The organism is Saccharothrix ecbatanensis (assembly GCF_014205015.1).
Taxonomy (GTDB): domain Bacteria; phylum Actinomycetota; class Actinomycetes; order Mycobacteriales; family Pseudonocardiaceae; genus Actinosynnema; species Actinosynnema ecbatanense.
The window spans coordinates 9,644,896-9,668,139 of the sequence record NZ_JACHMO010000001.1; the positions used below are offsets into that span (position 1 = coordinate 9,644,896).

The window sequence follows — 23,244 nt, forward strand, 5'->3', positions numbered from 1 at the left end:
CTTCCCGGCTTCCCGGCTTCCCGGCTGAGGGTTAATCCTAGGGCGCGCTTGGCCTCAGCACGTCCACCGACGCCGCGTGGCGCACGTGTGTCACCAGATCGTGGACGGCACCTTGGGATGAGTTCGACAGCGCGGTGATCACACATGGCGCTGACGCCTCGAGAGCCCCGGTGATCCGCGCACGCCGTAGATCATAGCTGGACCGGCGCCCGCCACCTGCCAACATTTGACCAGCCCGATCGCCGTGCCTAGCTGGTTCGCGGCGGTGCCTGCGTCGAGTTCCCCTCAGTGAACGTCGGATCCGGCCGGCTGGTCGGCCACCACGGCCTGCACAACCTGATCTGGGTGTGGAACTCGATCTCGCCGGACTGGTACCCCGGTGACGACATGGTCGACGTGGTGAGCGCGGACGTCGGAGACCATAGCGCGCTCGTCGGCCAGTACGACCGGTTCGTGCAGTTGGGCGGCGACAGGAAGTTGGTCGCGCTGGGCGAGGTCGGCTCCATCTCCGACCCCGACCTGGTCCGCGCCTACGAGGCCCGCTGGTCCTGGATGAACCCGCCGGACCAGGTGACGAGCCAGGACCAGCGGAACTCGTGGACGCGGAAGTTCCCTTTCCCCGGCAACCAGAAGATCGCCCGGGGCCTGGTCGGCAAATGGAACCATCTCGACCGAGGTCAACGGCGACGAATGTCCGTGCGGCAACGTCGGGTGCCTGGAGAACACGCCGGTCCATCGGCCCTGGTCCGGCAGCCGCTGGCGATGCCGGAGCTCGCCCGGCGACTGGCGCCCGACCCGGCCGCCGACGACTCGCCCTCACCACGGCGGGCGGGGTGTTCCGCAAAGGACTCTGGGGCGACCCCGACAACACCAACCCACCGCAACAGTGGGCGATCTACCCCGAGATCACCTCGTCCCGCCACGGCGCCTCCGACCATGCCGCGGTCTGGATCGATCTCGATCTCTAGTCAATGCGCCACGACGAGCACCTCGGTACTTCTGACGGCACCACCTCGCCGCTCGCAACGCGTGGGCAGCGTAGGTGCCTCGCAGTGGTGATCTGGCCGGCATCGGCGCAGGGATCCTTGCCTCCTTGGCCGAATCTCACCTGGCCGAGTCCGTTCTTCTCGGTACCACCGCTGCGGCAGTGCCTTGCTCGCCCTGGGTCGTCATCCGCGGCTGTTTCACCGACAGGGCAGGAGTCGTACGACGGAAGGTTCGGAAGGCCGTCCGGTGGTGTCAGGACAGTGGTTCGACGGTGGCGCCTTCGTGGGGTTGTTCGGCTGCGTCGTCGTGTCGGATGTCGTAGACGCGGGAGTGTCGGTCGGGGAGGGCGGTGATGTCCTCGTTGGTGATGTTGATCGCGGGTTTGCGGTCTTTGAGGTGCAGGGCGAGTTGGCGTAGGGGTAGATGAGTTCTCGGATGAAGGAGTCGAAGTAGCGTCCGGAGTTCTTGGTGATGGCGTCGCGTCGTCGGGTGAACTCGTCGTGGGGGACGCGGCGACGACCTGGATGGCGATGTCGAGGTCGTCGAGGCGGTCCCGGGTGGGGTCGACGTAGGTGCCGAAGACTGGGACGTGGGTGGTGCTGTAGGGCTTGGTGCGGTCGGCGTTGTAGGCGCGGACGCGCTGGAGCAGGCCGTCGAGGTGTCGTCGGGCGGTGTCCTGGGTGATGGGTTTGGAGAAGCTGGCGCCGGCGAGGGCGTTGCCTTTGATCGTGGTGAACCAGCGGGGACCGGCGTCGTCCTGTTCGGTGATCTCGAACTGGACATCGGTCAGCGGCAGCTCGGGGTCCTCAGCCATCCGGTAGGCGGCCGTGTGGCGCAGGGCATGCAGGGTCGCCGTGCTGCCTGCCGCCTCGGCCGCGTGCGCGAACATGCGGGGTGCGCCGCGTGGTAGGTCAGCGGGCCGCAAGGGGCGTCGCAGGGTCCGCCACAATGGCTGCCGACGTCCTTTCGATGGTGTTGGACCCACGTTGTCGGGCCTGGAGCGCCACCTCCGACGCGAGGACTTCTGGGACCGCTTGTCCGATGGTGCGGACGATTGGGACCCGATGGCGGCTCGCGAGGTCGTCGAGGTCTCGGTCGACATCGTCGACTTCGATCACGAGACGGCGGTCCTGACGGCTGAGTGACGCTCTCGTCCAGCAGGAGCCGATGCGGGCTCGTCTGACCTACCGGTTTGCTCCTGTCGACACCGGCGTGGAGGAGGCGGGCGGGGAGGTGAAGTACCGCGCGATCATCTTCGGCGGTGACAACGACGACCTGGAGGTGGCCAGTGATCTGAGCGGCTACCTGTACCTAGTCTTCCTGCACGCGCTGCGCGATGTCGAGTCCGACCTCAACACTGGCGCCCTTGCCGCTGCGCGCAAGGGCACTGTGTGGTGCTCGCGCCACCCGGCAGCGGCAAGACCAAGCTGCTCACCACACGAATGGCCTACGACCTGTTCAACAAGATTCCGCAACCAAACGGCGCCGCCTACATCACCCTCACCAACGCCGCCGCGGGAGAACTCCGCCGCTGCCTCGACGAGACCCCCTCGAACGATGATCGACAGGAGGAGATCGTCAGGCTCTCCAGTCCAGCAGGACTTCCGAGAGTCGGTTCAACGTCCCGTCGATGTTGCCGACGACCGACTCGTAGGTCACGTCTGTCGTTGCCTGCACAAGCCCGTAGTCCGGCGACTTCGTGTCCTGGATCGTCAGGTGTGAGGGAACGCCGTAGTGCATGCACCTGTTCCTGAGCGGCCTGATCGCGTCGCTTATCAAGTACTGTGCGGCGGGTGTGTTGAGGAGCGTCTGAACCGCCGTCATGCCGGGCCTTGCGGCCAGTGCAGGGAAGCGTTCGACGATCTCGGCCAGCGCCCGCAAAGCGTGAACTGTACTGATCAGCCGGGCTCGGAACACCGGCCCGGGAAAGTACTGCGTGTATGCCGAGAAGATGAACAGGCTGGTGTTGACCGTGGACTCGATCACGCACAGCACGTCTTTCAGCGCTTCGGGGAACTCCGGTTCGTAGCTGTGTCGGTAGAATGTGGCCGCCTGCATGGAGCGCTCGGTCGGCGCCTCGCCGTCGGGCAGGGGCACATCGACCGGCTCCATCGGAATCAACACGCCCAGGTGGAGGAGGATGAGGGGCAGTGACTCGCCCATGTCCAACCCCAGGCGGTAGGCGTGGCTGTGAGGACCGGCCTGACCGCGCTGTGGCGTGTCGCCCAGGGCACCGTTGTAGTCGGACACCCTCGAGGTGGTGAACAGACGGCCGTCGCGGCTCATCACGGCCAGATCGTTGAAACGTCCGAGAGTAGCCCGATGGGCCTCGGCGATCCGGGTGAAGTCCGCTACCACCCCGTCGTACAACTTGCCGGTGTCGTCCAGCAGCTTCACCGTATGGCGCGCGGCTGCGATCTCGGCTCCGAACCGGAGCCGGACGCTGTTGGCGGACGCCGGGTGCTTACGGCTTAGGTGAAGGTGACTCTCGTGGACGACCCGCGCGATGTGCGGGAGCGCGGTCAGCCCGAGGACGGCCTGCCAGGCCTCGTCTCGAGTACCGGCTGCGGCGAGAGCATGAAGCCAGTCCACATCGTCGGAGATCATTCTCGCGTCTAGCGAGGACCAATCGCGCTTCGGGGTGGTCTTCTTGTTTTTCCTGCGGCTCATCGGTGTTGTGTCCAACCTGTCGCACGTGCTCAACCGAGTTTGTCTGCTCAACGGATGCGGGCAACCGCGCGTGTCACACCACTGGGCCAGGTGGGTACTGCGGTACGTGACTGACCACAGAGCCCACCCTCTCACGAACCTTTCTTCCTTGGACTCGTCGTCGGCTGCACTGGCGGGCCGCGCGAAGTTGCCAGAAGAGGCGATGAAGCGTTCGGTCAGTGAGTGGTCAGCGTTGCGATCGCGCGGCACAACGCCTCGGTGTCGGTGATGGCTTGTCGACACGTCGCCTCGGTGATCGTCAACCGCTGGCCGGGGCGTGCCGTGTTGTCGGGCACCTTGGCCAGGTACTTGGCGTCGACGATGCCGTCGTTGTGGGTGAACACGTGGCGGACAGCCCACGCCTTCTGGAGACGTTTCCAGGTCGCGGCGTCCAGCGAGGTGCGCAGGTCCGGGTATCCGCCCTCGACGAACAGATCGGCGGTGTCGACGAGACGTTGGAAGATGTTGCCCTTGCCCTTCAGCCTTGCCGCGGCGTCGTCCACGGCGGCGTGGAAGGTTGCGGATGCCAAGGCTTCCACGATGCCCACGAGGTTCTCCATCGTGTCAACCCATAGCCGGGTGAAGACGCCTTGCTCCCTCAATGTCGCCACGGCTTCCGCTGGCAATTGGGCCAGGCCGTCGAGTCGGGCCGTTTCGGCGCCCAGGGCGTCGAAGGCAACGACGTCAGCCGGCAGCGGCCCGCAGACCGGGCAGAAGCGGTGCTCGCCGAACACCGCGTACCGCACCTCACAGCCGGCACAACTGCGTACCCGGATGAGCTGTTCTTCGTCGATACCCGGGAGCGGCTGCGGGTAGAACGGCGTCGAGCGGAAACTGACCTCGACGGCGAAGCCTGATCGACCGGGACTCCGTTTCGACCGCCGGCCGAAGATCTCCTCAGCGGCCCGCCCCAACAGTTGGACACCCAGGTCCCCGACTGCACGCCTTGCCCTGTCGATCTGCTGCTGGGTCACGAAGTCGGTGTGCTCGGCGTGGTGACCGCAGTACACGCACGACAGCTCAAGATCGTCCGGCAACCCTTCATAGTCGGCGGCGTCGACCCGGAACATCTGGGCACAATCCGGGCACTGCCTACCGATGAAGCCGTGGTCGTCGGGCGGCATGCTGACCCGCATTTCGAACGTGTCGCCCCGCCTGCCGACCATCTCGGCGCCCTCGGGCATCCGGAACCTGCGCTGACCGTGCCACCGCCCGCTTCCGTTGGACCGCATGGAGGCATTGTGCGCTTCCCTTCGTGCGGAAGGAACATCTGGCCGCTACCAAGTCGGCACATCCGGGTGGGTGACCGGAGTTGGCCACCCCGTCGGCTCGGGGCTTTAGCCCGTGGAGGATCAGGCGATCAGCTCGACGCGGCGGATCCCGAGGATTTGATCAACGTCAGGTGTGAACGGGGCGTTGGTCACCGGCCGACAGCGACCCAGCAGTGGGTGTTCACTGCTCAGCCGCCGTTGGGCGTGCCGCACGGGCCTGGAGTTCCTCATCGGTCGCGCCGGAGTGATGTGGTGATCAGGTCGGCCGCGTGGTCGATGTCGGCGGATGTGTTCCACCGGCCCAGTGCCAGCCGCAGCGCCGACAGGGCCCGGTCGGTGTCCAAGCCCATCGCGGTCAGCACCGGTGAGGGCTCGTGGGTTCCGCTGTGGCAGGCGGAGCCGGTCGACGCGGCGATGCCGGGAGTCGCCGCGAGGAGGGTGTGCCCGGCGATTCCGCTGATGCTGACGTTGAGGGTGTTGGGCAGGCGGGCGTTCACCGGTCCGTTGAGCAGCACTCGCCCGCCCAGGTCGGCGGTGAGTCGGTGGTGGAGCCGGTCGCGCAGGTCGCGGATGCGGTGGTGCCCGCCTGAGGCGAGGTCGTCGGTGGCGAGTTGGGCGGCGGTGCCGAGCGCGACGGCGAGGGCGACGTTTTCGGTGCCCGCGCGCAGCCGGTGGTCCTGCCCGCCGCCGTAGATCAGCGGTTCGAGCGTCACGCCGGGGCGGATCCACAGCGCGCCGATGCCCTTGGGGGCGTACATCTTGTGGCCGACCACGGTCAGCAGGTCGACGCCGTGGGCTTCCGCGTCGAGGGAGATCTTGCCGATGGTTTGGGCGGCGTCGCAGTGGAACACCGCGCCGTGCTCGTGGGTGAGGTGGGAGAGTTCGGCGACGGGTTGCAGGGCGCCGGTTTCGTTGTTGGCCGCCATGATCGACACGAGGACGGTGCGTTGGGTGATGACGTGCGGCCGGTCGACGCCGGCGGCCAGGACCGTGCCGCGGATGGCGAGGTTGTCGGCCTCGGACCCCGACCGAGTTCTGGAACCCCATAGGCCACCGGCCCGCAGCCGGGTGAACCGGCTCGCGGACGGTTCACCTTTCGATGACCCGACTCTGTGGCACAGCCGCTGCCGCAGTGACTGCTCAACTCATTGAAGGGGACGGAAAAACTCCGGACGGAACAACCAGCCGGTGGTGTGACTGCATCACGGGCATCAGTGCTTACGGGGTGGGTTGCAGACGTCGCATTGACCACGGACAAGGAGCACCTGTCTAACGGCGCTTGCGTGACGAGCGCGTTCTCCGGCGGGGTGGAGGGAAGCCCTGGAAGGCTTCAGGACCCTTGAGCGGTATCCGAGAGCACAGCGCGTCCAAAACAGGGTCGGGGCCGGGAGCGCGGTTGTCGTAGGAGGTGCTGATCAATCTCCCCTGGGAGTCGTAGAGGAGGCCGAAGCTCCGGTCGAGCTGGAGTTGGTGCTTCTTGGCGGTCGTGTACTCGCGGAGACGCTGTTGCGACGCCGTCGTGGGGACAGTGGGCGGCGTGGTCATCAATACGAGCAGCACGCTGTCGCCACGTCGCGTGCCCATGGGGATGGCTTGGTTGTGGGGTAGGCCGTCCGACCTGGTCTGGGCAGCGAGGTGGGTGCCGAGGGTCGCGCAGCGGCGCTGAGCGCTCCCGTCGAGGTGCAGCAGAGTTGCGGTCATGGCTAGCCAGCCGGGGTCTCGTCGTTCGGCGAGTTCGTCGATGAGGTTCAGCATGGCGGGATTGGCCTTCATGCGGGGTTTGTCGATTGGTGTCGTGCGGATGCCAAGCTGGTGGAAGTACCAGGCGTCCGGGGGGTTTGTGAGACTGGTCAGCAGCTCCAGGCCCTGCTGGCGGTGTCGGCGCCGATCCCTGGTGCGGGGTGTGCCGAGTTGGGGCAGCGCGTCGTGGACTTCGTCCGGGTCGGGTTCGACGTAGAGCTGTGCGGCGAGGAAGTGCAGGAAGAAGTCGAGTTCGTCGACGGCGTGGAACCGGCGAGTGGTGTCCGGTTCGGTGCGGCGGCGCAGGTAGAGCAGCAGTTCGGTGGGGCGGTCGATGAGTTCGCTGATGATGCGCAGGTCGTGGAGAGAGACGGTCCAGGGAAGGTCGTCGGTGGTCAGCAGGCCGCTGGTGACCAGTTCGCTGGTGATGGTGGCGATGCCGGACAGGTCTTCGAGGCTGACCGCGACGGTGTGGATTTCGCGGATGGTGGTGAGGTCGAGCCAGGTCTCGTCGCGCAGGCGCAGTCCGCGGTCGTGGAGGATGCGGCGGCGGAGGCGGTCGCCCTGGTCGGCGGCATCGGTGACGATGCGGCGCAGATCTTGGCGCAGTCGAAGCGGGTCTCCGGTGCGTGAGCGCGGCCGCAGGGCCACGGCCTTGGCCTCGATGATGATTGCGATGTCGTCGAGCAGCAGCAGTCCGTCACTCTCGACAAGCTTGGTATAGGAGGCGGGGTCCGTCTCGGTGTCCCGCGCGGGGACGAAGTACTCGAACCCGAGGTGTTGTGCGCAGCCGGGCAGGTGAACGGTGATCAGGCGCGCCGCCTCTGCTTCCAAGTGGGCGCCGCGGTGTTTGCTGTAGGTGTTCCAGGCGGCGGTGTGGTGACGCAGCGCGTCTTCGACGCGCTCGCGGATCGCCGGAACCAGCAGCGCGTGGTGCACCACGGTGTACTCGCCTTCGGGGGTGGCTGGACACCCTCCTCGGTACGGCCGGATCTGCGATCGTGAACGCGGGTGGCGAGCTACTGGTTCAGCCGACTCAGCGGCCACCGACCGAACGTGCCGAGCGGTCCAAGCAGAGCGAACAGCAGGAGCGTGCCCACAGACGGGAGGGCCGTGCCGACAACGCCGCTCAGTACCGCCGCCGCCAGTGTGGTCAGAGCAATTGCGAACGTCCAAGTACAGCGTCATGCACCCGATGCCAACAGTGCGGCCCACGGGCGGTGCGCCCAGTAAGACCGCAGTTACCTACCATGCCGCCGTGGCGCCGACCGTGAAAGTGATCACCCTGGCCGCCGCAATTACCACGACCGTCGGTGCCACCGCCCGCCATAAGGACCGCGACCCAAGCCGCAGGAACACGGTGCTGCCGAACGCCAGCGCTCGGCGGTGACCAGCACGAGCAACCCCAGGTGTACCGCGTTGTGACGTACCCAGCTATGCAGTCGGCGGGGTGCTGGTGGTGAGACGACCTGCACCACGCCGAAGGCTATGGCTGTGCTGCGGTCTGCGAAGACGCGGGTCACTTGATTCACGCACTGGCGTTCGAGGCTCGCTGCGGTCGACACAGGCCTGTAGTGGGAGGAAGATGGGAGGAAATTGGGAGAAGTCAAGGTGGGACAACAGGATCGAGCTGCGCTCAAGTGCATCCAACGGTGCCGTCGCGACCTGCCGATTCGACGTTTTCGCAGGTCAGGCCATGATCCAATCCACCCTGGGGGTCAAGGGGTCGCAGGTTCAAATCCTGTCGTCCCGACGGTCTGAAACAGCCCCGCTGATCTAGGTGAAATACCTGATCAGCGGGGCTGTTTCGTGTCTATCAGTCGATCTTGCTCGTGATCTACTCGGCGCGCAGTTGTGGACCATCCGTGGACCAATCCGGCTGCGGGCTTGATCCTGGGTGGGGTGCTCCTGCGGACCGCTAGGCCGAACTGCCTGGGTCCCACGATGGTTCGAGCAGCTCGCTCACGCAGAGTTTGCCGTAGTCGGTCACCCACCAGGTCGGCATGCTGGAGAGGAAAGTCGAACCAGCGTTGCTCGTGATGAGTCCTTGTGCTTCGAGGCGCGGAATCACAGCGTCGAGAACGGTTCCAACTTCGGGTAGGTCCATCGCTAGGCTTGGCCCACCTTCGCTGTCGTATTTCCGCCACTTGCGGTCCTCCTCGCTACACATGTGGAGGAGTACTTTGACATCTACGGCATCTAGCGCGGCCAAGCTGGAGAAGATCCGCTGTGCTTCGTCTACACGCGCGGTGTCTTCGGCGAGTACGCCTTTGGCTGCGATCCGGCCATAGAAGCGAACGCGTTGGTGGTCCGCTGTCTTCTGCGCGCTCTCAAGGGCTTGAGCAAGTAGCTCGATCTTCCTGTCGTCGTCAAGCGCTGTAGTGAGCAGCTCGTCCAGGTCACCGCCTACGTGGGTTGCCTCATCAAGTGCGATCCGTAGTCGCTGCTGTCTACGTTCAATGACGCTGATGAGGGCGGGATGCGCACTCTTGACCAGGCCACCGACGGTGCCTCCTACTGCGGAAGCAGATATTGCATCGAAGCCAATGAGTACGGCTATGGCTTTGGCAACTTCGTTCGAAACGTTGCTTAATACCTCGCTTGCGATCGAGTTGCGGCGAGGCTCTAGGTCGGTCATGTAGTGAAATATACAGCCAAAGTAGAGCGACGGTGTTGCGTATGGCTATCCCACGACACGCAACCTAGAACCCTCTGTAGACCGGCGAAGGTGTTTTGACAGCAGGTCGCCCGCATCGGTGACTGATCGGCGGTCCGGGTGCAGGTACCTCTGCGTGGTCGTCAGCGAGCCGTGTCCGGCGATCCGTTGCAGGTGGTGGACCGGCACGCCCGCATCGGCCATCCACGTCAGGCCGGTGTGCCGCAGGTCGTGACGGCGCAGGTGTTCGTAGCCGAGCTTGTTCACCACCTCGTCCCAGTGGGTGGCGTCGCGGAGGACGGATGTGACGATCCGGCCACCTCGTGGACCGGTGAACAGCCGAGCATCTCCCGTCCCGTCCGTTTCGGCGATCCGCCGTTCCACGAGTTCCCTGATCTCTTCGATGATGGGGACGCGACGTGCGCGTTTGCCCTTGGTGCCCTTGTCGATCAGCCCGCCCGGCCCGTTGGTGGTCTGGCGCCGCACGGTCCAGGTCCACTCGGTGGTGTCGAGGTCTTTCACGCGACAGCCCGACACCTCACCGATGCGTGCCGCGGTGCACGCGGCGAACAGGACGACGTCGCGCCATCCCGCGTACTCGTCGGAGGATCTGGCGACCAGTGCATCGGCAAGCCGGGTGAGCGCGGTCCAGTCGGCCAGTGCGAGGGATCGCGGGTCGTCCAGCTCGTCTTCCGCGCGGGCGTACTCGCGCTGCCACCCGGAGATCCGGGCCGGGTTGCGGTCGATGATCTCGTCGCGCAACGCCTGCTCCATCACGCGGACCAGGACCGCGATGGTGTTCTTGACGGTCGAGCGGCTGCACTCGTCGGCGATCCAGGCGTGCACGGCGCGGTCGACCACGCCGTGCGTGACCATCTGCACGGGGATGTGCCCGATGGTCGGCACGACCCGCTTCCGCCATCCGGCCAAATAGGGATCGGTGGTCTTCGCTTCCAGCCCGCGGAGCGCCAGCGGCATGTTGGCGTTCCCGTAGTCGGTGAGCGGCATCGATCCAGCGTCGGGATCGGTGCCGCCGGCCGCCACGCGTTTCATGGCGTCGATCCAGGCTTGGGCCAGTTCCTCGGTCTGGCACGACTCCGACAGTGATGGGCGCTTGCCGGTGGTCGGGTCGGTCCAGCGGACGCGGGCGCGGTAGGGCGTCGGCCGGTCGGGAAGGTGCTCGATGTCGTCGGACAGCTTTACGTCGATCGGCGGACGTCGTCGGGGCTTGGGCATGGCTGGGGCTCCTCGGGGCTCCGCAGAATCCGCAGAATCCGCAGAATTGACCGGCGGTGGTCGTTTACGCAGGTAGACGGCTTATGGGGTGATCATGGTCAGACTCCGCAGAATCTCCGCAAAACCTCCGCAGAATTCACGGGGGCCGGTCGCGGCCGGGTTGGACGGGTGCTCGACGTGACGCGGGCGGGTGCGTCCGGTGGTTCGTGCGCTGGTCGCCCGATGGTCGGGCCTGGTGGATTCTGCGGAGGTTCTGCGGAGGTTCTGCGGAGACCACGACCGTTTGACGCGCACCCCCGGTGACCTGTGGAAACAGTCGGTTCGGTGAGATTGTGCGGATTGTGCGGATTCTGCGGAGGCTCATGAGTCACCTCCGGCTCGGTGGGAGGGGTGGACGTAGTACGTCGGCGACGGCTTGCGGCCGGGGCCACGTCGTTCGGGCGGTGGTGTGTGGTGGATGTGGCCGTGCTGTTCGAGCAGGTCCAGCGCGGGGGTGAGGTCGCCGACCTTCTTGAACCTGGCGCGGTTCATCGCGGTGAACAGCTCCCGCACGCTGAACGAGGTCGGGCGGGTGCGCTCGATCCAGTCCAAGACGACGTGAGCGTCGTCAATCACGGGATCGCAACCCATGCGGTCGAACGCGGCCAGGGCGTGGGCAGCGGCGTAGTCGGTGATGCGGCGTGCCGCGGTGAAGGTGTCGGTGGTGATGGCACCGGCCCAGCTCGTCGGGTTGTGGGCGAGGTGGAGCAGGGCGGCGATCCGGGCGGTGAGCCCGGCCTGCTTCCCGCCCCAGTCGCCCAGGTATGCCCAGGAACCGGTCACGGGGTGCAGGCGCGGTTCGATCTCGTCTTGCAGGTCGGCCATGAGGTCGTCGGCGGCCGGGGTGAACACGAGTACGGCGGGATCGGTCCACTCGGCGAGTTCCCGCACCAGCGACCGGATACGGACGTCGTAGGCGTCGGCGATTTCCGGCGCCGCCGGAGTGGGGCGGGAGATGCGGTTGCCCACGGTGTTGACGGGCAGGGAGTACATGATCCGCGCGAGCAACCCGGTTCCCCGGAAGGTTTCGTTGCGGGCCAGTCCGTCCAGGATCGACGGCTGAATGGTGAGTCCGAGCGTGATGGCGGGTTCTTCGACGGCGGTGGCTTCCCGTCCTTGCCGGTCCACCAGGTGGAGGTCACCGGCGTGGCCTTTGAGGAACACGTCCAGGTTGGGCGATCCCGAGTAGCGACCGGCGAGCGTGCCGAACAAGCCGCCTTCTGCCGACAGCACGGCAATACGGCCGCCGTGATCGGCGAGCAGGGTGGCGACGACTTCGGGGGTGGCGTCGTCGGCAATGAGCCGCGGGGTGATCGGCATGGCGCTCTTGTCGACCTGCATGGCGGCGTTCACGGCGGCTTCCAGCGCTGCGTCACGCTCGGACATGTCGGCGGACAGCACGGCCTTTTCCGCGCGGGCAGCGAACTCTTCGGCCGCACGACGCCCGATGCGGGCCGACTCGATCTCTGCTTTCGCTTCGGCGACGAGTTCCTTCTCCACCGCGCGGATGGGTCGGGTCATGGCCTTGAACACGGCGGACTTCCGTGACGCGGGCGGGAGCACGACAACGGAGTAGAGGTTGACCGGTTCGTCCCAACCGGGCCGCACCTGAACCCGCACCCGCCCGCCGGCCGCTGTGGACAGCGCGACCAGGGCGAGGCACCCGGCGAGATCGGGCGGGGTCTGGGTCAGGTTGGCGACCGCGGTGACGTGGTCGGCGAGCCAGGTCGGGAAGGCGTCGATCGGGAAGGGCGGGACGGCGCGGCTGGTGCCCAGCGGCATCGGCGCTTCCCACTCTGGCGCTGCCGTGGTGGCGGTGGTTTCCGTGACGGCGTGCAAAGGCCGTGCGGTGGTCATGCTGCGCCCCTACGGGTTTTGTTGGGGGGTGCGGTGCGTGGGCGTTGTTCGCCGGCGCGCAGGCCCTTCTCGATCACGCGGCGGATCTCGCGTTCGGTGCACCCGCATGAGCCGTTGATCATGTGGGTGGCGGCTGCGTACAGGGCTTGTTCGGCTTGAAACGCGGGGAGCATCCCGCCTCCGACGAGTTGTCCCAGTTGCCCGGATGCGGCGTACAGGACGGCGTTGTGCTCGTGTGGTGCGGCTTGTGCGACGTAGTGGCACTCGCCCCGGACTGCGGCGTCTACGTAGGCGGGCAACCGTTGTGAGGCGATCTGAGGGGCCGCTGTGGTGGCCGTGACGGGCTTCGGAGACAGGCGGTGGACCAACCAGGTGGGCAGATCGGCCACGGGGAGGTCTTCCACGAGTTCGTATCGGCCGGTGGGGGTGGTCGATCCGGGAGCGACGACGTAGCCACCCCAACCGCGGGTGTCGACCTTCCAGCCGAGTCCGTTGCCGGTGGCTCCTTGGGTGTTGCGCAGCTGCACGTCGCGCGGCGCCCGGAAGTAGAGGTGTCGGCCGCCGCTGGGGGTGTCGACGGTCAGCGTCTCCCACGGCACCGGTTGTCCGGCTTCCTCGCAGATCACGGCGAACACGTCGTGCCCGTCACGGACCCCCACCCGTTTCCAGCCGTCCGTGGGCACGTCGGCGGGTGAGTCGACGGAGTCCAGGTCGACCACGAGAAGTCCGCTGGGACCGGTGGCCACGCCGACGTTGCACCCGGCGTAGCGGCGGCTGGTCCAGAACCACCGCACCTGGTCCGGGTCGTTCATCGCGCGCTGCTCCCAGCCCTGGTGCGTGGTGGCGCAGATTCCCGAACGGGGGCAGTCCTTCTCGCCGTGCAGGGCGGGGGGCTTCTTGGAGTTGGGCCGGAGAGGGAAGACGTGCCAGCCCCGCGCGACGGCGTCGAGGGCGACGGCGAGCATGTCGGTCGCGTTCATTGCGTGGGCTCCTTCCGGGTGGTCGAGCACGTGGTGGCCGGACGGGCTCGTTATCCGGCCACCACGCGAGAGCAGTTCACTCACTCCTTTGGTGCTGTCAGGGACTCTTTGACCTGTTGTTGCGCGTCGTGAGTTCGCGGGCACGCTCAGCGCAGATCCCGACAGGGTGGAGCTCGTGGCGCAGGGTCTTGGCGGCCCTGACGGCCTTGCTGAGGGCGTATTCCGTGTCGCGGTGGGCGGTGATGGCGGCTTGGGTGGTGGATCCCTGGGCGAGACGTGCTGCACCGGACGCGGTCCGGCTGGTCAGGTCGGTCAGACGAGAGGTGATGTGGGTCAGTCTGAGGACGACCGTGGGCAGGACGGCCGGGTCGGTGACGGGGTGGCCGTTGTCGGACAGTCGGGCAGCCGCGATCTCCAGCAGCTCGCGGACGTCCTCTCCGGTCATGGGCGAACGCTCTCCCGGTCCCGGCTCCCGCGTGTTGTGCGCGTTCCAGGCTGCTTCGTGTGCGCGCATCAGCGCTCGACGCACCTCACGTGCGGCGGCGCGCGCAGTGGACGCGGCTTGGTACGTGTCGTGGTGGACCTCGGCTGCGGTGGGGTTGTCGGTCTGTTCGGACAGGGAGCGCGCGCCGGTAGCACAGTTGCCGAGTGTCAGCGCCACTCCGCGCGCGATCTCGGCCAGATGACCAACGGCCGCCGCTAGGCGAGTCCGGTTGACGTGCCCGAGATCAACCGTCACTTGGTATGCGCGGTCGAGAGCCTTGGCCGCGTCGGTGAGTCTGTCGTGGGTGTCCTGGTCGTGTCGGTTCATCGGTTCCTCCTGTGTGGACGGTTCAGGCGTGGACGTGGTGCATGCGGGGGTGGTCGACCAGCCGGGCGGCGAGGCGTTCGATGCGGTCCCAGGACCGGACCACCAGCAGGGCGGCGTCGCGTTCGATCTGGCGGTAGGTGGGGCGTTCGGCGCGGGTGATGTGGGCCAGGCAGTCGCGTGCCTCGTTGCGGTCGTGGGCGCTGCTGGCGTGCACGTCGTGGGGCAGGGCGGTGGCGGGCACGCCGTGGAGGTCGAGCCAGTGCAGTTCGGTGGGCGCACCGGCCAGCAGTGCGGTTGCTGCGGCGCGGTTGCCGTCGTTGGTGCTGGGGAAGGTCATGGCGACGTTGCCGAACCACCGGGCGGGGCCGGTCTTCCACATGCGGATCTTCGGCACCGTGCCGCCCAGTCGGAGTGCGATGACGGCGTGGGCGGCTTCGTGGTGGGAGATCACGCCCAGGGCGTAGGTCGCGGTCCGGTCGGCGGTGGTCTGGTGCGGGGTGTCGGTCACTGGTGTCAACTCCTCAACTGATTACTGTCCGTAGCGTCAGATGGGTATGGGGAGCTGGACCGACGGGGTGCCGGCCTTGAGTCAGAACGGTGTTATGAAAGGTGTTTCGCGCGCGCACGTGCGCGCGCACGCATTGGGGGCGGGTGCGGGCGTGCCTGACGTGACGTCACGTCAGGCGTCAGGCACGCCCGCCCGTGTTCACGCTGCGTTACGCATCGGGAGTGCGTAGCGGATCGCGTTGCCGTCCGTTCCGGCTTCGACCAGCAGGCCCTGACGGGCGAAGTCGGAGAGCACCCCGGACAGCCACTGCCGGGACCGGTCCAGCAGCTTGGGGTCGGGCAGGTCCCGCACGGTGATCGCGGTGTGGCCCTGTGCGGCGAGTTCGTCGATCGAGTTGCGGATCATGTCGAGCGCCTGCTTGCGGGTGGGCCGTCCACCGGGCAGCGCCATGTCGGGGTCGTCGGGCAGTTCCGCGTCGGGGTCGACGTCGAGGTCGGGTTCGTGGTCGATCGGCAGGGTGTCGAGCTCGTCGTCGGCGGGCAACGGCATGGAGTCGAGGTCGTCGTGGTCGACCGGCCCGGCGGGGGACGGCTGGTGTGCGGACACGGCGGTTCCCTTCGTGGTCGCGGCACTCGCCAGGGTCGGCAGTCCGAGAACCTTCGCGGTGGGCGCCCACAGCGGCGGGCGGATGCCCTGGTGCACCCCGATTTCGGTGGCCATCTCGTCGTCGGTGACGTCGAAGGTGCGCCCCGGCACGGCGAACCGCTCTTCGGCGATGCCGGGGCCTTCGAGGTAGTTGCAGCCCGGCCGGCGGTTCTTCCACCGGTCCGGCCGCGCCCCGGCGTCGATGGTCTCCTCGGACAGGGTGAACGCGGCGTCCTCGATGTCGTTGACCCCGAAGCACCACACGCCACCGAGCTGGGAGCGGATGTCGGTGTTCATCTGCCGGAAGCTGGCCTTCTGCAACGACAGCACCAGCGAGATGCCCGCCGATCGGGCTTCCTGTGCGATGCGGGTGACGGTCTTGGCGTCCTCCAGCACGCGCGGTGCTTCCTCGATCCACAGCACGAGGTAGGGCATGCCGTGCTTGGCGAACACCTCGGGGGTCCACTGGTCGTAGCCCCACTTGCCGAGCTGGGATGCCCGGTCGGTGATCGCGTCCGGCACGCTCGTGACCAGGTTCCTGCACGCCTGGTGCCCGATGACGACGTGCGCGTTGTCGCCCAGGAACCCCACGGTCTGCTCACCCTTGGACGGGTCCAGCACGATCAGGTTCGCGTCACGGCGGGTCAGGATCTCGGTCCAGGTGAGCTTCGCGCCGTGGGACTTGCCCGACCCGTTCATGCCCTGCACCACGTAGTGCGTCGCGTTGCGCTGGGTCTTCTTGTCGCCGGGCAGAAACAGCTGCTGCGGGTCGTTGTCCTCGTACAGGCCCGGCACCAGGGCTTCGGTGATGGAGCCGCCGGGCGCGGACGGGCCGGGCCACGGCTGCGGGTGCCGGAGCACGTCCTGCGGGACGATCGCCATGGTGGCGCGGCTGAGGTCGTCCGGGTCGCCGACCACCCGCACGGACCCCTTGTGCAGCCCCAGCACCTGGGCCACCTTGTCGGCCTTCTGCTGGACGTCCTCGACGCTGACCTCACCGGCCGGCAGCGCCAGCGGCACGGACACCTTGTTCGGGGAGACCTCCACCGGGCCGGTGCGGACCCCGGCGAGCTTGATCTTCTCGAACAACCCCGACGCCCCGTCCCCGTCACCGCCGGAAGACAGCACGCGGCGGATGTTCCACGACAGCGCGACCGCGGCACCGCCGTACAGGCACAGACCGGTCATCGGCTGCGTCCACGGTGCGACGATCGAGCACGCGGTCAACCACAGTCCGCCCAGGGCGGTGGTGGCGGTGGCGTGCAGGCGGGTCACCATGCCGCGTGCGGCACCGGCCTTCCACGCCACCGCCGACAACCCGGTACCCAGCAACGTCAGACCGGGCGTGACCCAGGGCAGCACGTCGGAGTCCGCGCACAGCAGGTGCGTACCGGCACCGGCCGCCCACATGGCACCCACAGCCGCCCACTCACCGGCGTACGGGGCCACACGCGACGCCCAGTACTTGCGCGGGACGAAGTACCCGAACTGCTTGTCCTGCTCGTGCTCGGTGACCGCGTGGCCCCCGTTGCGCCTGCCCATCTCGAACTCCTCTCGTGTGTGTGCTGCTCGCGGTCACCCGGCCTGGTACGGGTAGGTCAGGCGTTGAAATCGAACGGACGACCCTTGTCCTTGTGGCCGGCCGCGTCCAGCTCGACCACGTAGTGCTTGCGGAAGGACAGGTAGGTCTTGACCATGGACGTCTGCGCGACCAGCAGGGCGTCGGCGGCGTGGCGCATGTGCCGGGCCACCAGCGCGGCCCGCACACGGGAGTCCGCACCGAACAACTTCGGGTCCGCCGACTTCACGTACTTCAATGCCGCCGCCAGCTCCTCCGCGCTCACCATCAGCTCGTGGTGCATCGGGCGGAGCACCTTACGGGCGTTGCCGCAGTAGTCGCGGATCTGGCTGGTGGAGAAGAACTCCGGCTCACCGAACGCCATCATCTCGGCCATTACGGGTGTCCTTTCGGGACAGAGGGAATGGTGACGGTCTGCGCTTTCGGGCCGACCGGGCGACGACACCCGCAAGGGGAGGGCGGGTGCCGCACCCTGGACGGTCAGACCGCGTCGACCAGCGACAGCGCCGGAACCGGCGCGTCCTCGTCGGGACCGGTGGCCAGCAGCCCGACCTGTCCGAGCAGCTTCCGGGCGCGGTCCACGCCGCACCCGAGTTCACGTGCCGCACGACGTACCGGCACGGTGCCGTCCTCGTCACGGGCGACCAGTTCGGGATAGGACAGGATCGCCAGCAACTCGTCATCCGGACGCGGGGCTTTCGGCGCGGTACGGGCACCGGCCGCAACAGCCTTGCGCGTCGTCTGGGGTGTACCGGTACGCACGGCGGTTGCACGTACCGGCGTCGGCTTGTCCGCCACCGGATCGCGCCGTACCGGGGCCACGTCGGTACGCGGCGGGTGGACCGGCGCGACCGGGGGAACGGGTACCGGTGCCGGGGCCGGTGCGGGCTGCTCGTCCACCGACAGCGTCAGCAGGTGTGACAGCAACCCGGCCAGCACGACCGGCCCAGCGCCCACCGCGATAGCCGCCGGAGTCGGCAGGTTGCCCACCGACAACGCGTGCCACGTGTTGAGCCCCAACTCCATGCCGCCGGCCAATACCAACACCAACCACGCCCACAACCGCGCCGACTTGCTGTGCGCCACGGTCACCTCGTGCAGCGCCAGCAGCGTCGACAACGCGAACACCAGCGCCAGCACCACGGCCATAGGCGTGCCCAACAGCGGCTGCACCGCCTGCACCTCACCACCCACGGTCAACCCGAGGGCGCCGGACATCACCGTGAACAACCCGATCTTGCGGACACCGATCTTCGCCATCACTGCCCCCGCTTCGAACGGCGCTCACGGGGGGAGATGTGCACCGTGCCGCGATCCAACGACCGCAGCAGCCCACGCGCACCGGCCATGAACGCCGTGAACGCGCCCAGCAGGTAGACGGCCACCGCAGCGAGCACGACCGGGAACCACCCTGAACCGTCCGGGACCACGATCCACGCGACCACCAGGATCACCGCCGGCCAGAACAGCAGCCGCACCAGCGACCACGCCAACACGAACGGCAGCAACGCCACCTTGATCACGCGGCTCATCACGACTTCCCCTCGTCCATGTGGTCCAGGTCGATGAACTCGTTCTCCAGCTCGGCGCGCGGGGTGCGACGCCGCACCGGCCGCCCCGGCTTGTCGATCCGGACCGCCGGCGGCTGAACCGGCGGCTGCTCCCGCAGTGGCGCGACGGTGACGTAGACACGGCCCAGCGCCGACGTGCCGCGGTTGGCGTAGAACCGGCTGACCTCCTGCACCTCGAACACCTGCCGCAGCGACTGCACAGCCGAGTCGACCTCGTCCGCAGTGCCCTCGACCCTGATTTTCACGACCAGTCCCCCTCGTCGTCGTAGTCGTCCTCGTCGCCGTAGTCCGGTCCGTCGATCACCTCGGTGTGCAGCTCCACCAGCCGACCGGTGTGCTCGCCCTCGGCGGTGGAGAGGTGCTTCCGCAGTCCCTCCTCGGCGCTGTCCTGGTGGGTGAAGGTGATGAAGGAGGTGGACCCGCATGAGCAGTCCCAGCCGTAGCTGGTCTCCCAGCCGTCCATCAGGCGACCTGCCTTTCAGCGGCGGTGGCGTCCTCGGTGACCCGAGCGGACGGCGTGAGGCCCGCACGCACGCGGTACTCGCGGTGCTCGCACCGGTCGCACCAGGCGAACTGCCGCAGGCACGTGCCGGTCGCGTCGTGGTCGTGCCCGGACAGCGGCGGCTTGCACCGGCAGTCGTGCCAGACGTCGAACACGTGCCCGTGTGCGGCGCACAGCCGCTCGGCGACGCACCGGCCGCAGCTCAACGCCCGGCCGTCATCGGTGACGTGCCATCCGCGTTCCGCCAGCCACGTCATGGCTTCGGACTCGGTGGCGAAGTGGATGGTGGTCTCCCACTCCTCGTCGCGGTACTTCTCGCCGCACGTGTCGCAGACAGCCGTCACGCACGTTGTCGTGGTCAACATCAGGCGGCCCTCCTTCCGTAGTCGTCGGTCGAGTCGGCGAAAAAGCAGGGCAGGCACTGCTTGCGCGGCCCGCGCACCACGTGGTCGACATGGGCCAGGTGGTCGGGGTCGTGGCAGAAGCGGCGGGCACGCATCGCGGCGTCGTGCGCCTTCCACATGGCCGGCGTCATCGTCCGGACCGGAACGGCGATCTCGTCGCGCCACAGTTCGCACACCTCCTCGGTGCGCGCGGGGATCCGGTGCCGGAACACCAGCAACGCGTCCGGGTCAACCCCGCCGGGCCGCAAACCCTTGGCCCGCAATTGCCGCCGGGTGTACAGGCCCCTGGGCACCCCGCCCGGCCTGGTCCCCCAACCGAACACCGGCAACCCGTCCCGCGAACCGCGGCACGTCACCGCCATCCCGTTCCACGGCAACACCACCGTGCCCAGCTGCACGCGGCGGCCCATCACGCCACCGCCCCGAGGTCGACATCACGCGACTGCACCGGCCACGGCGTCACCGGCACGAGGTCAACCAGGCGCTTCGCCTCGGACTCGGCCTCCTCCACGAAGTTCTGAACCCGTTCCCACTCGAACGGGTCCTCGGTCTTCCGGCCCAGGACGGACAGCAGGTCGGCGCGCTCGAACCACCAGTCCGCTCGAGCCGCCGGCGGGGCGGTGTCCTCCGGCTTGCGGAAGTCGTGCGCCATCACGGCCGACAACGCGCTGAAGTAGGTCGTCATCACGCCGCCTCCCGCGCGCCGTCCAGCGCGTCCAGCACCGGTGCGAGGTCGTGGTTGATCACGTGGACGATCGAGCTCACCGCGCACTTGGCGGCGTTGAGGTCGGGCGCGCCGTGGCGCAACCGGGGCACGGGCAGGCAGTCCACCGGGACCGGGACCAGCACCCGCACCTGCGGCAGCACGGCCCGACGGTCGTTGTCGTACGGCGCCGACCACCGTGGCGCGCCGTCGAACCAGTCACTACGTTCCCGACGCCACCCTGCCCACCGGGCGCACACACCCGCCAAACGGGCAGGCAGCTCGCTGACCAGCGTCACCGCGATCGCCAGCCGCCCCTCGTCGTCCCAGTGCGGTTCCACGTCCAGCACCCGCGGGTGGGTCAGGACGTAGCCGGGCGACATGACCGGCGGCAACGCCACCCGCAATGCCGCCGTCGCGAACTCCGCCGGCAAGTCCTCCAGGTCGGCGAACCGCGCCGCGTCCTGCCGCAGGTAGGCCCCGTACCGCGACACACCGTCGCTGGCCAAGTCCTGGTCACGCCGGTTGTCCACCCGGAACGCCTGGATACCGTGGCTCATCACGCCACCTCGCCGATCCGCTCGGCGACCACCTGGTCGCGCCGGTCGCGGATCAGCTGCTGGCGCTCGTTGGCGGTCTTGCCGCCCCGGACGCCGTGCTGGTTGTAGATCCCCTGCGTCAGCTCCGACTCCAGGCACTCGACCTTGATCGGGCAGCCGGCGCACACGGCCTTCGCCGTGCGGATGCGGAACACTTCCTCGCTCTTCGTCTCCCGCAGCTCGCGCGGCACGTCGTCCGACGGGCCGAACCACAACTCCAGATCCGTGCCCTGACACATCCGGTCCGGCCAGTCCTTGAGCTTCTTGAGCGCGGTCTCGTCCATCACGCCACCACCGGCAACTGCGGTGCCGACGCGGCAGCGGCCTCCTGGCACGCCTTCACGTAGTCCGCGACCGCGTCCTCGGGGATGCGCAACGCGCCCTTGCCCGTGCCGATCTTCAACGCCCGAAGGACGCCGGACTCGATCGCCCGGTAGATCGTCGCGACCGAGACGTCCAGCATCTCCGCCACGGTCTTCACGCGGTACATCCGCGTCACCTGCTGATTCATCCGATGCTCCTAGCGAGTCCCGAGAGCCCTGCAACGTGGGCAACTAGTGCTAGTGCTGATGTTAGGACTAAAACTAGCAAGGTCAAGTGGGTCCACGGGAGTTTCCTCCCGCGCTGCGCTAGCGTTCGGCCCTGAAATCAGCAGCTCAGGGAGGCTTTGTGTCAAAGGACTGGGACGCGGTCTCGGCAGCCATCACCACTCGAATGGTCGAACTCGACATGAAGCAGACCGAGCTGAAGGAGCGCTCTGGACTCGCCTTGCAGACGGTTCGGGAGATCCAGCTCAACCTCCAGCCGCGGGACCGAAGCAAGCGCACGCTCGCGGCGCTGTCCGAAGCGCTGGGCTGGCCCGGCGACCACCTGTGGTTGGTACTGGAAGGCAAAGACCCTGGAGACCCTGACGCCAACGATCCGGTGCTCGCCGAGCTGGTGGCGCTGAAGGATGCGATCACTGTTCTTGCCGACCGTGTCGACGCGATCGAGCGGCGGCTAACTGCCGACGACGAATGACCATGAGGCGGTCCAACCGCTGGTTGACCTGCACGGCAAGGCTGCGGACGTCTGCGGCTACCGCCCTTGCGTCGTCCCCCTGTGACACCACTGACCTCCTGAGAACACCGCGATCACTGCGATGCCAGTAGCGTCGGACGAAGTGGGCGACGTACCCCGGAAAAACCTTCCGGGGTACGTCAGCGATCTGCCGAGAGGCTGAGGCCATGCGCGGAATGACGAACTCACTGACGATCGGCGAGCGCGTTGCGTGGTACCGCCGGCGCAGGGGAGTGCCTCAGGAGGTACTCGCCGGTCGAGTCGGCCGAACCACCGATTGGCTCAGCAAGGTTGAGAACAACCGCATCGACCTAGACCGGCTGTCGGTGATCCGGAACCTCGCCGACGCCCTGGACGTGTCGGTCGGCGACCTGATCGGCGAACCGACGCTGCTCGACTGGAACCAGGAGAGCGGCACGAAGACCGTTCCCGCACTGCGTGCCGCGCTGATGGACTACCGGCAGTTGACTCCGCTACTGGCCATGCCGAGTACTGGCGCGGAACCGGTTGACCTGGATGAACTCCGGCGTGAGGTCGGAGTGGTGTTCGACGCGTACCAGGCGTCCAAGTACGGGTTCGTCGCTGGTCGCGCGCCACTGTTGCTTGCCGACGCTGTCCAGGCCGCACAGGCGCACGGAGCGGAAGCTCAAGGGCTACTGGCACTCAGCTACCAGGCCGCAACGTCGATGCTCACCAAACTGGGGGAGACCGATCTCGCCTGGATCGCCGCCGAGCGCGGGCTTTCCGCAGCACAGCAGACCGGTGATCCTGTCGTGCTCGGCTCACTGTTCCGCTCGGTCGTCCACGCCTTGCTCTCGACTGGCCGGTACGCGCCGGCTGTGCAGCTCACCGAGACGGCGGCGGGTCTTCTCCAGCCCGAGCTGTCGCACGCGGACAGCGCGATGCTTTCCATCTACGGCAGCCTGTTCCTCGCTGGATCGATGGCAGCAGCACGAACCGACGACCGCGGGCGAACCCAGGACTTCCTGCGGGAAGCACAGGATGCGGCCGACCGCTTGGGCGCCGATGCCAACCACGTGTGGACCGCGTTCGGCCCGACCAACGTGAAGATCCACCGAGTAGCCACCGCGATGGAACTCGGCGACGTCCAAGTCGCCGTGGACCTTGGCCCTGCCGTCGACACGTCTGGCCTGCCCGTCGAGCGCCAGGTAAGGCACTCGCTGGAGACGGCGCGTGCGTTGAGCGCGTGGAACCGGACAGACGCAGCACTCTCGATCGTGCTGGAAGCCGAGCGGCACGCTCCCGAGCAAGTTCAGCACCACTACCTGAGTCGGCAGCTGGTGCTCACGTGGATGCGCCAGCAGCGCACCAAGCCCGGACATGCCCTTGCAGGCTTGGCTCAGCGGCTGCGGCTGGAGTAGCGCGCA

At 67.6% G+C, this 23,244-nt stretch carries 27 protein-coding genes and 1 pseudogene; 6 read left to right on the plus strand and 22 right to left on the minus strand.

Annotated features, from left to right (window positions below; all coding sequences use genetic code 11):
- Positions 1-288: 288 nt before the first annotated feature.
- The 3 genes and pseudogenes from F4560_RS43125 to F4560_RS46765 all read left to right on the plus strand — a co-directional run.
- Positions 289-1,059 carry a glycosyl hydrolase gene (locus F4560_RS43125; protein ID WP_221483859.1) on the plus strand — a complete coding sequence of 257 codons (771 nt, stop codon included), beginning with the start codon at positions 289-291 and terminating at the stop codon, positions 1,057-1,059.
- A 914-nt stretch (positions 1,060-1,973) separates the two neighbouring features.
- Positions 1,974-2,132 carry a hypothetical protein gene (locus F4560_RS43130; RefSeq protein ID WP_184928763.1) on the plus strand — a complete coding sequence of 53 codons (159 nt, stop codon included), beginning with the start codon at positions 1,974-1,976 and terminating at the stop codon, positions 2,130-2,132.
- 216 nt (positions 2,133-2,348) lie between these two features.
- A pseudogene (locus F4560_RS46765) lies at positions 2,349-2,519 on the plus strand (UvrD-helicase domain-containing protein); the annotation flags it as partial.
- A 46-nt stretch (positions 2,520-2,565) separates the two neighbouring features.
- Here the strand turns inward: F4560_RS46765 and F4560_RS45325 are convergent.
- From F4560_RS45325 to F4560_RS43150, 4 genes are all read right to left on the minus strand, one after another.
- Positions 2,566-3,657: a hypothetical protein gene (locus F4560_RS45325; protein ID WP_246477966.1), complete on the minus strand. Its 1,092-nt coding sequence runs from the start codon at positions 3,655-3,657 to the stop codon at positions 2,566-2,568.
- A 215-nt stretch (positions 3,658-3,872) separates the two neighbouring features.
- A complete protein-coding gene (locus F4560_RS43140) occupies positions 3,873-4,880 on the minus strand; it encodes a hypothetical protein (protein ID WP_184928765.1) in 1,008 nt (335 codons plus the stop codon).
- A gap of 314 nt (positions 4,881-5,194) precedes the next feature.
- A complete protein-coding gene (locus F4560_RS43145; protein ID WP_184929737.1) occupies positions 5,195-6,100 on the minus strand; it encodes a cysteine desulfurase family protein in 906 nt (301 codons plus the stop codon).
- Between the two features lie 136 nt (positions 6,101-6,236).
- Entirely contained in the window at positions 6,237-7,649 is a 1,413-nt protein-coding gene (locus tag F4560_RS43150; RefSeq protein ID WP_184928766.1) for a hypothetical protein, read from the minus strand.
- 316 nt (positions 7,650-7,965) lie between these two features.
- On the opposite strand from F4560_RS43150, the gene F4560_RS45890 reads away from it, so the two are divergent.
- Positions 7,966-8,097, plus strand: a complete 132-nt coding sequence (locus tag F4560_RS45890) for a hypothetical protein (RefSeq protein WP_281392023.1) — start codon at positions 7,966-7,968, stop codon at positions 8,095-8,097.
- A gap of 528 nt (positions 8,098-8,625) precedes the next feature.
- Here the strand turns inward: F4560_RS45890 and F4560_RS43155 are convergent.
- The 18 genes from F4560_RS43155 to F4560_RS43240 form a co-directional block, all read right to left on the minus strand.
- Complete coding sequence (locus F4560_RS43155; RefSeq protein WP_184928767.1) at positions 8,626-9,345, minus strand: hypothetical protein; 720 nt, start codon at positions 9,343-9,345, stop codon at positions 8,626-8,628.
- Between the two features lie 45 nt (positions 9,346-9,390).
- Positions 9,391-10,599, minus strand: coding sequence for a tyrosine-type recombinase/integrase (locus tag F4560_RS43160; protein WP_184928768.1), 1,209 nt, complete (start codon positions 10,597-10,599; stop codon positions 9,391-9,393).
- 360 nt (positions 10,600-10,959) lie between these two features.
- The gene (locus F4560_RS43165; RefSeq protein ID WP_184928769.1) at positions 10,960-12,495 is read right to left on the minus strand and encodes a YfjI family protein; all 1,536 of its coding nucleotides are present in this window, start codon (positions 12,493-12,495) and stop codon (positions 10,960-10,962) included.
- A complete protein-coding gene (locus F4560_RS43170) occupies positions 12,492-13,475 on the minus strand; it encodes a bifunctional DNA primase/polymerase (RefSeq protein WP_184928770.1) in 984 nt (327 codons plus the stop codon). Before F4560_RS43170 ends, F4560_RS43165 begins: the two co-directional genes overlap by 4 nt.
- Positions 13,476-13,572: 97 nt before the next feature.
- On the minus strand, positions 13,573-14,286 hold the full coding sequence (locus tag F4560_RS43175; protein WP_184928771.1) for a hypothetical protein: 714 nt from the start codon (positions 14,284-14,286) through the stop codon (positions 13,573-13,575).
- Between the two features lie 22 nt (positions 14,287-14,308).
- Positions 14,309-14,794: a hypothetical protein gene (locus F4560_RS43180; protein WP_184928772.1), complete on the minus strand. Its 486-nt coding sequence runs from the start codon at positions 14,792-14,794 to the stop codon at positions 14,309-14,311.
- A gap of 198 nt (positions 14,795-14,992) precedes the next feature.
- The gene (gene traB, locus F4560_RS43185) at positions 14,993-16,981 is read right to left on the minus strand and encodes a plasmid transfer protein TraB (protein WP_184928773.1); all 1,989 of its coding nucleotides are present in this window, start codon (positions 16,979-16,981) and stop codon (positions 14,993-14,995) included.
- Positions 16,982-17,037: 56 nt separating this feature from the next.
- Positions 17,038-17,394: a TraA-like protein gene (locus F4560_RS43190; protein ID WP_184928774.1), complete on the minus strand. Its 357-nt coding sequence runs from the start codon at positions 17,392-17,394 to the stop codon at positions 17,038-17,040.
- A 104-nt stretch (positions 17,395-17,498) separates the two neighbouring features.
- Complete coding sequence (locus F4560_RS43195) at positions 17,499-18,278, minus strand: hypothetical protein (RefSeq protein ID WP_184928775.1); 780 nt, start codon at positions 18,276-18,278, stop codon at positions 17,499-17,501.
- Positions 18,278-18,550 (minus strand): hypothetical protein, encoded by a 273-nt coding sequence (locus F4560_RS43200; RefSeq protein WP_184928776.1) that lies wholly within the window; start codon positions 18,548-18,550, stop codon positions 18,278-18,280. Before F4560_RS43200 ends, F4560_RS43195 begins: the two co-directional genes overlap by 1 nt.
- Positions 18,550-18,834 (minus strand): DUF3970 family protein, encoded by a 285-nt coding sequence (locus F4560_RS43205; protein ID WP_184928777.1) that lies wholly within the window; start codon positions 18,832-18,834, stop codon positions 18,550-18,552. The genes F4560_RS43200 and F4560_RS43205 overlap by 1 nt, the downstream gene beginning before the upstream one ends.
- The gene (locus F4560_RS43210) at positions 18,831-19,052 is read right to left on the minus strand and encodes a hypothetical protein (protein WP_184928778.1); all 222 of its coding nucleotides are present in this window, start codon (positions 19,050-19,052) and stop codon (positions 18,831-18,833) included. The genes F4560_RS43205 and F4560_RS43210 overlap by 4 nt, the downstream gene beginning before the upstream one ends.
- Positions 19,052-19,456: a hypothetical protein gene (locus F4560_RS43215; RefSeq protein ID WP_184928779.1), complete on the minus strand. Its 405-nt coding sequence runs from the start codon at positions 19,454-19,456 to the stop codon at positions 19,052-19,054. Before F4560_RS43215 ends, F4560_RS43210 begins: the two co-directional genes overlap by 1 nt.
- Positions 19,456-19,905, minus strand: a complete 450-nt coding sequence (locus tag F4560_RS43220; RefSeq protein ID WP_184928780.1) for an RRQRL motif-containing zinc-binding protein — start codon at positions 19,903-19,905, stop codon at positions 19,456-19,458. Before F4560_RS43220 ends, F4560_RS43215 begins: the two co-directional genes overlap by 1 nt.
- The gene (locus F4560_RS43225; RefSeq protein ID WP_184928781.1) at positions 19,905-20,180 is read right to left on the minus strand and encodes a hypothetical protein; all 276 of its coding nucleotides are present in this window, start codon (positions 20,178-20,180) and stop codon (positions 19,905-19,907) included. The genes F4560_RS43220 and F4560_RS43225 overlap by 1 nt, the downstream gene beginning before the upstream one ends.
- Positions 20,180-20,758 carry a hypothetical protein gene (locus F4560_RS43230; RefSeq protein ID WP_184928782.1) on the minus strand — a complete coding sequence of 193 codons (579 nt, stop codon included), beginning with the start codon at positions 20,756-20,758 and terminating at the stop codon, positions 20,180-20,182. The genes F4560_RS43225 and F4560_RS43230 overlap by 1 nt, the downstream gene beginning before the upstream one ends.
- Complete coding sequence (locus F4560_RS43235; RefSeq protein WP_246477968.1) at positions 20,758-21,081, minus strand: WhiB family transcriptional regulator; 324 nt, start codon at positions 21,079-21,081, stop codon at positions 20,758-20,760. Before F4560_RS43235 ends, F4560_RS43230 begins: the two co-directional genes overlap by 1 nt.
- Positions 21,081-21,308 (minus strand): helix-turn-helix domain-containing protein, encoded by a 228-nt coding sequence (locus F4560_RS43240; RefSeq protein WP_246477969.1) that lies wholly within the window; start codon positions 21,306-21,308, stop codon positions 21,081-21,083. The genes F4560_RS43235 and F4560_RS43240 overlap by 1 nt, the downstream gene beginning before the upstream one ends.
- A 158-nt stretch (positions 21,309-21,466) precedes the next feature.
- Here F4560_RS43240 and F4560_RS43245 point away from each other — a divergent pair, with 158 nt between their 5' ends.
- Both F4560_RS43245 and F4560_RS43250 read left to right on the plus strand, forming a co-directional pair.
- Positions 21,467-21,817, plus strand: a complete 351-nt coding sequence (locus tag F4560_RS43245) for an XRE family transcriptional regulator (protein WP_184928783.1) — start codon at positions 21,467-21,469, stop codon at positions 21,815-21,817.
- Between the two features lie 206 nt (positions 21,818-22,023).
- Positions 22,024-23,238: a helix-turn-helix domain-containing protein gene (locus F4560_RS43250; RefSeq protein ID WP_184928784.1), complete on the plus strand. Its 1,215-nt coding sequence runs from the start codon at positions 22,024-22,026 to the stop codon at positions 23,236-23,238.
- The last annotated feature ends 6 nt before the right edge of the window (positions 23,239-23,244 follow it).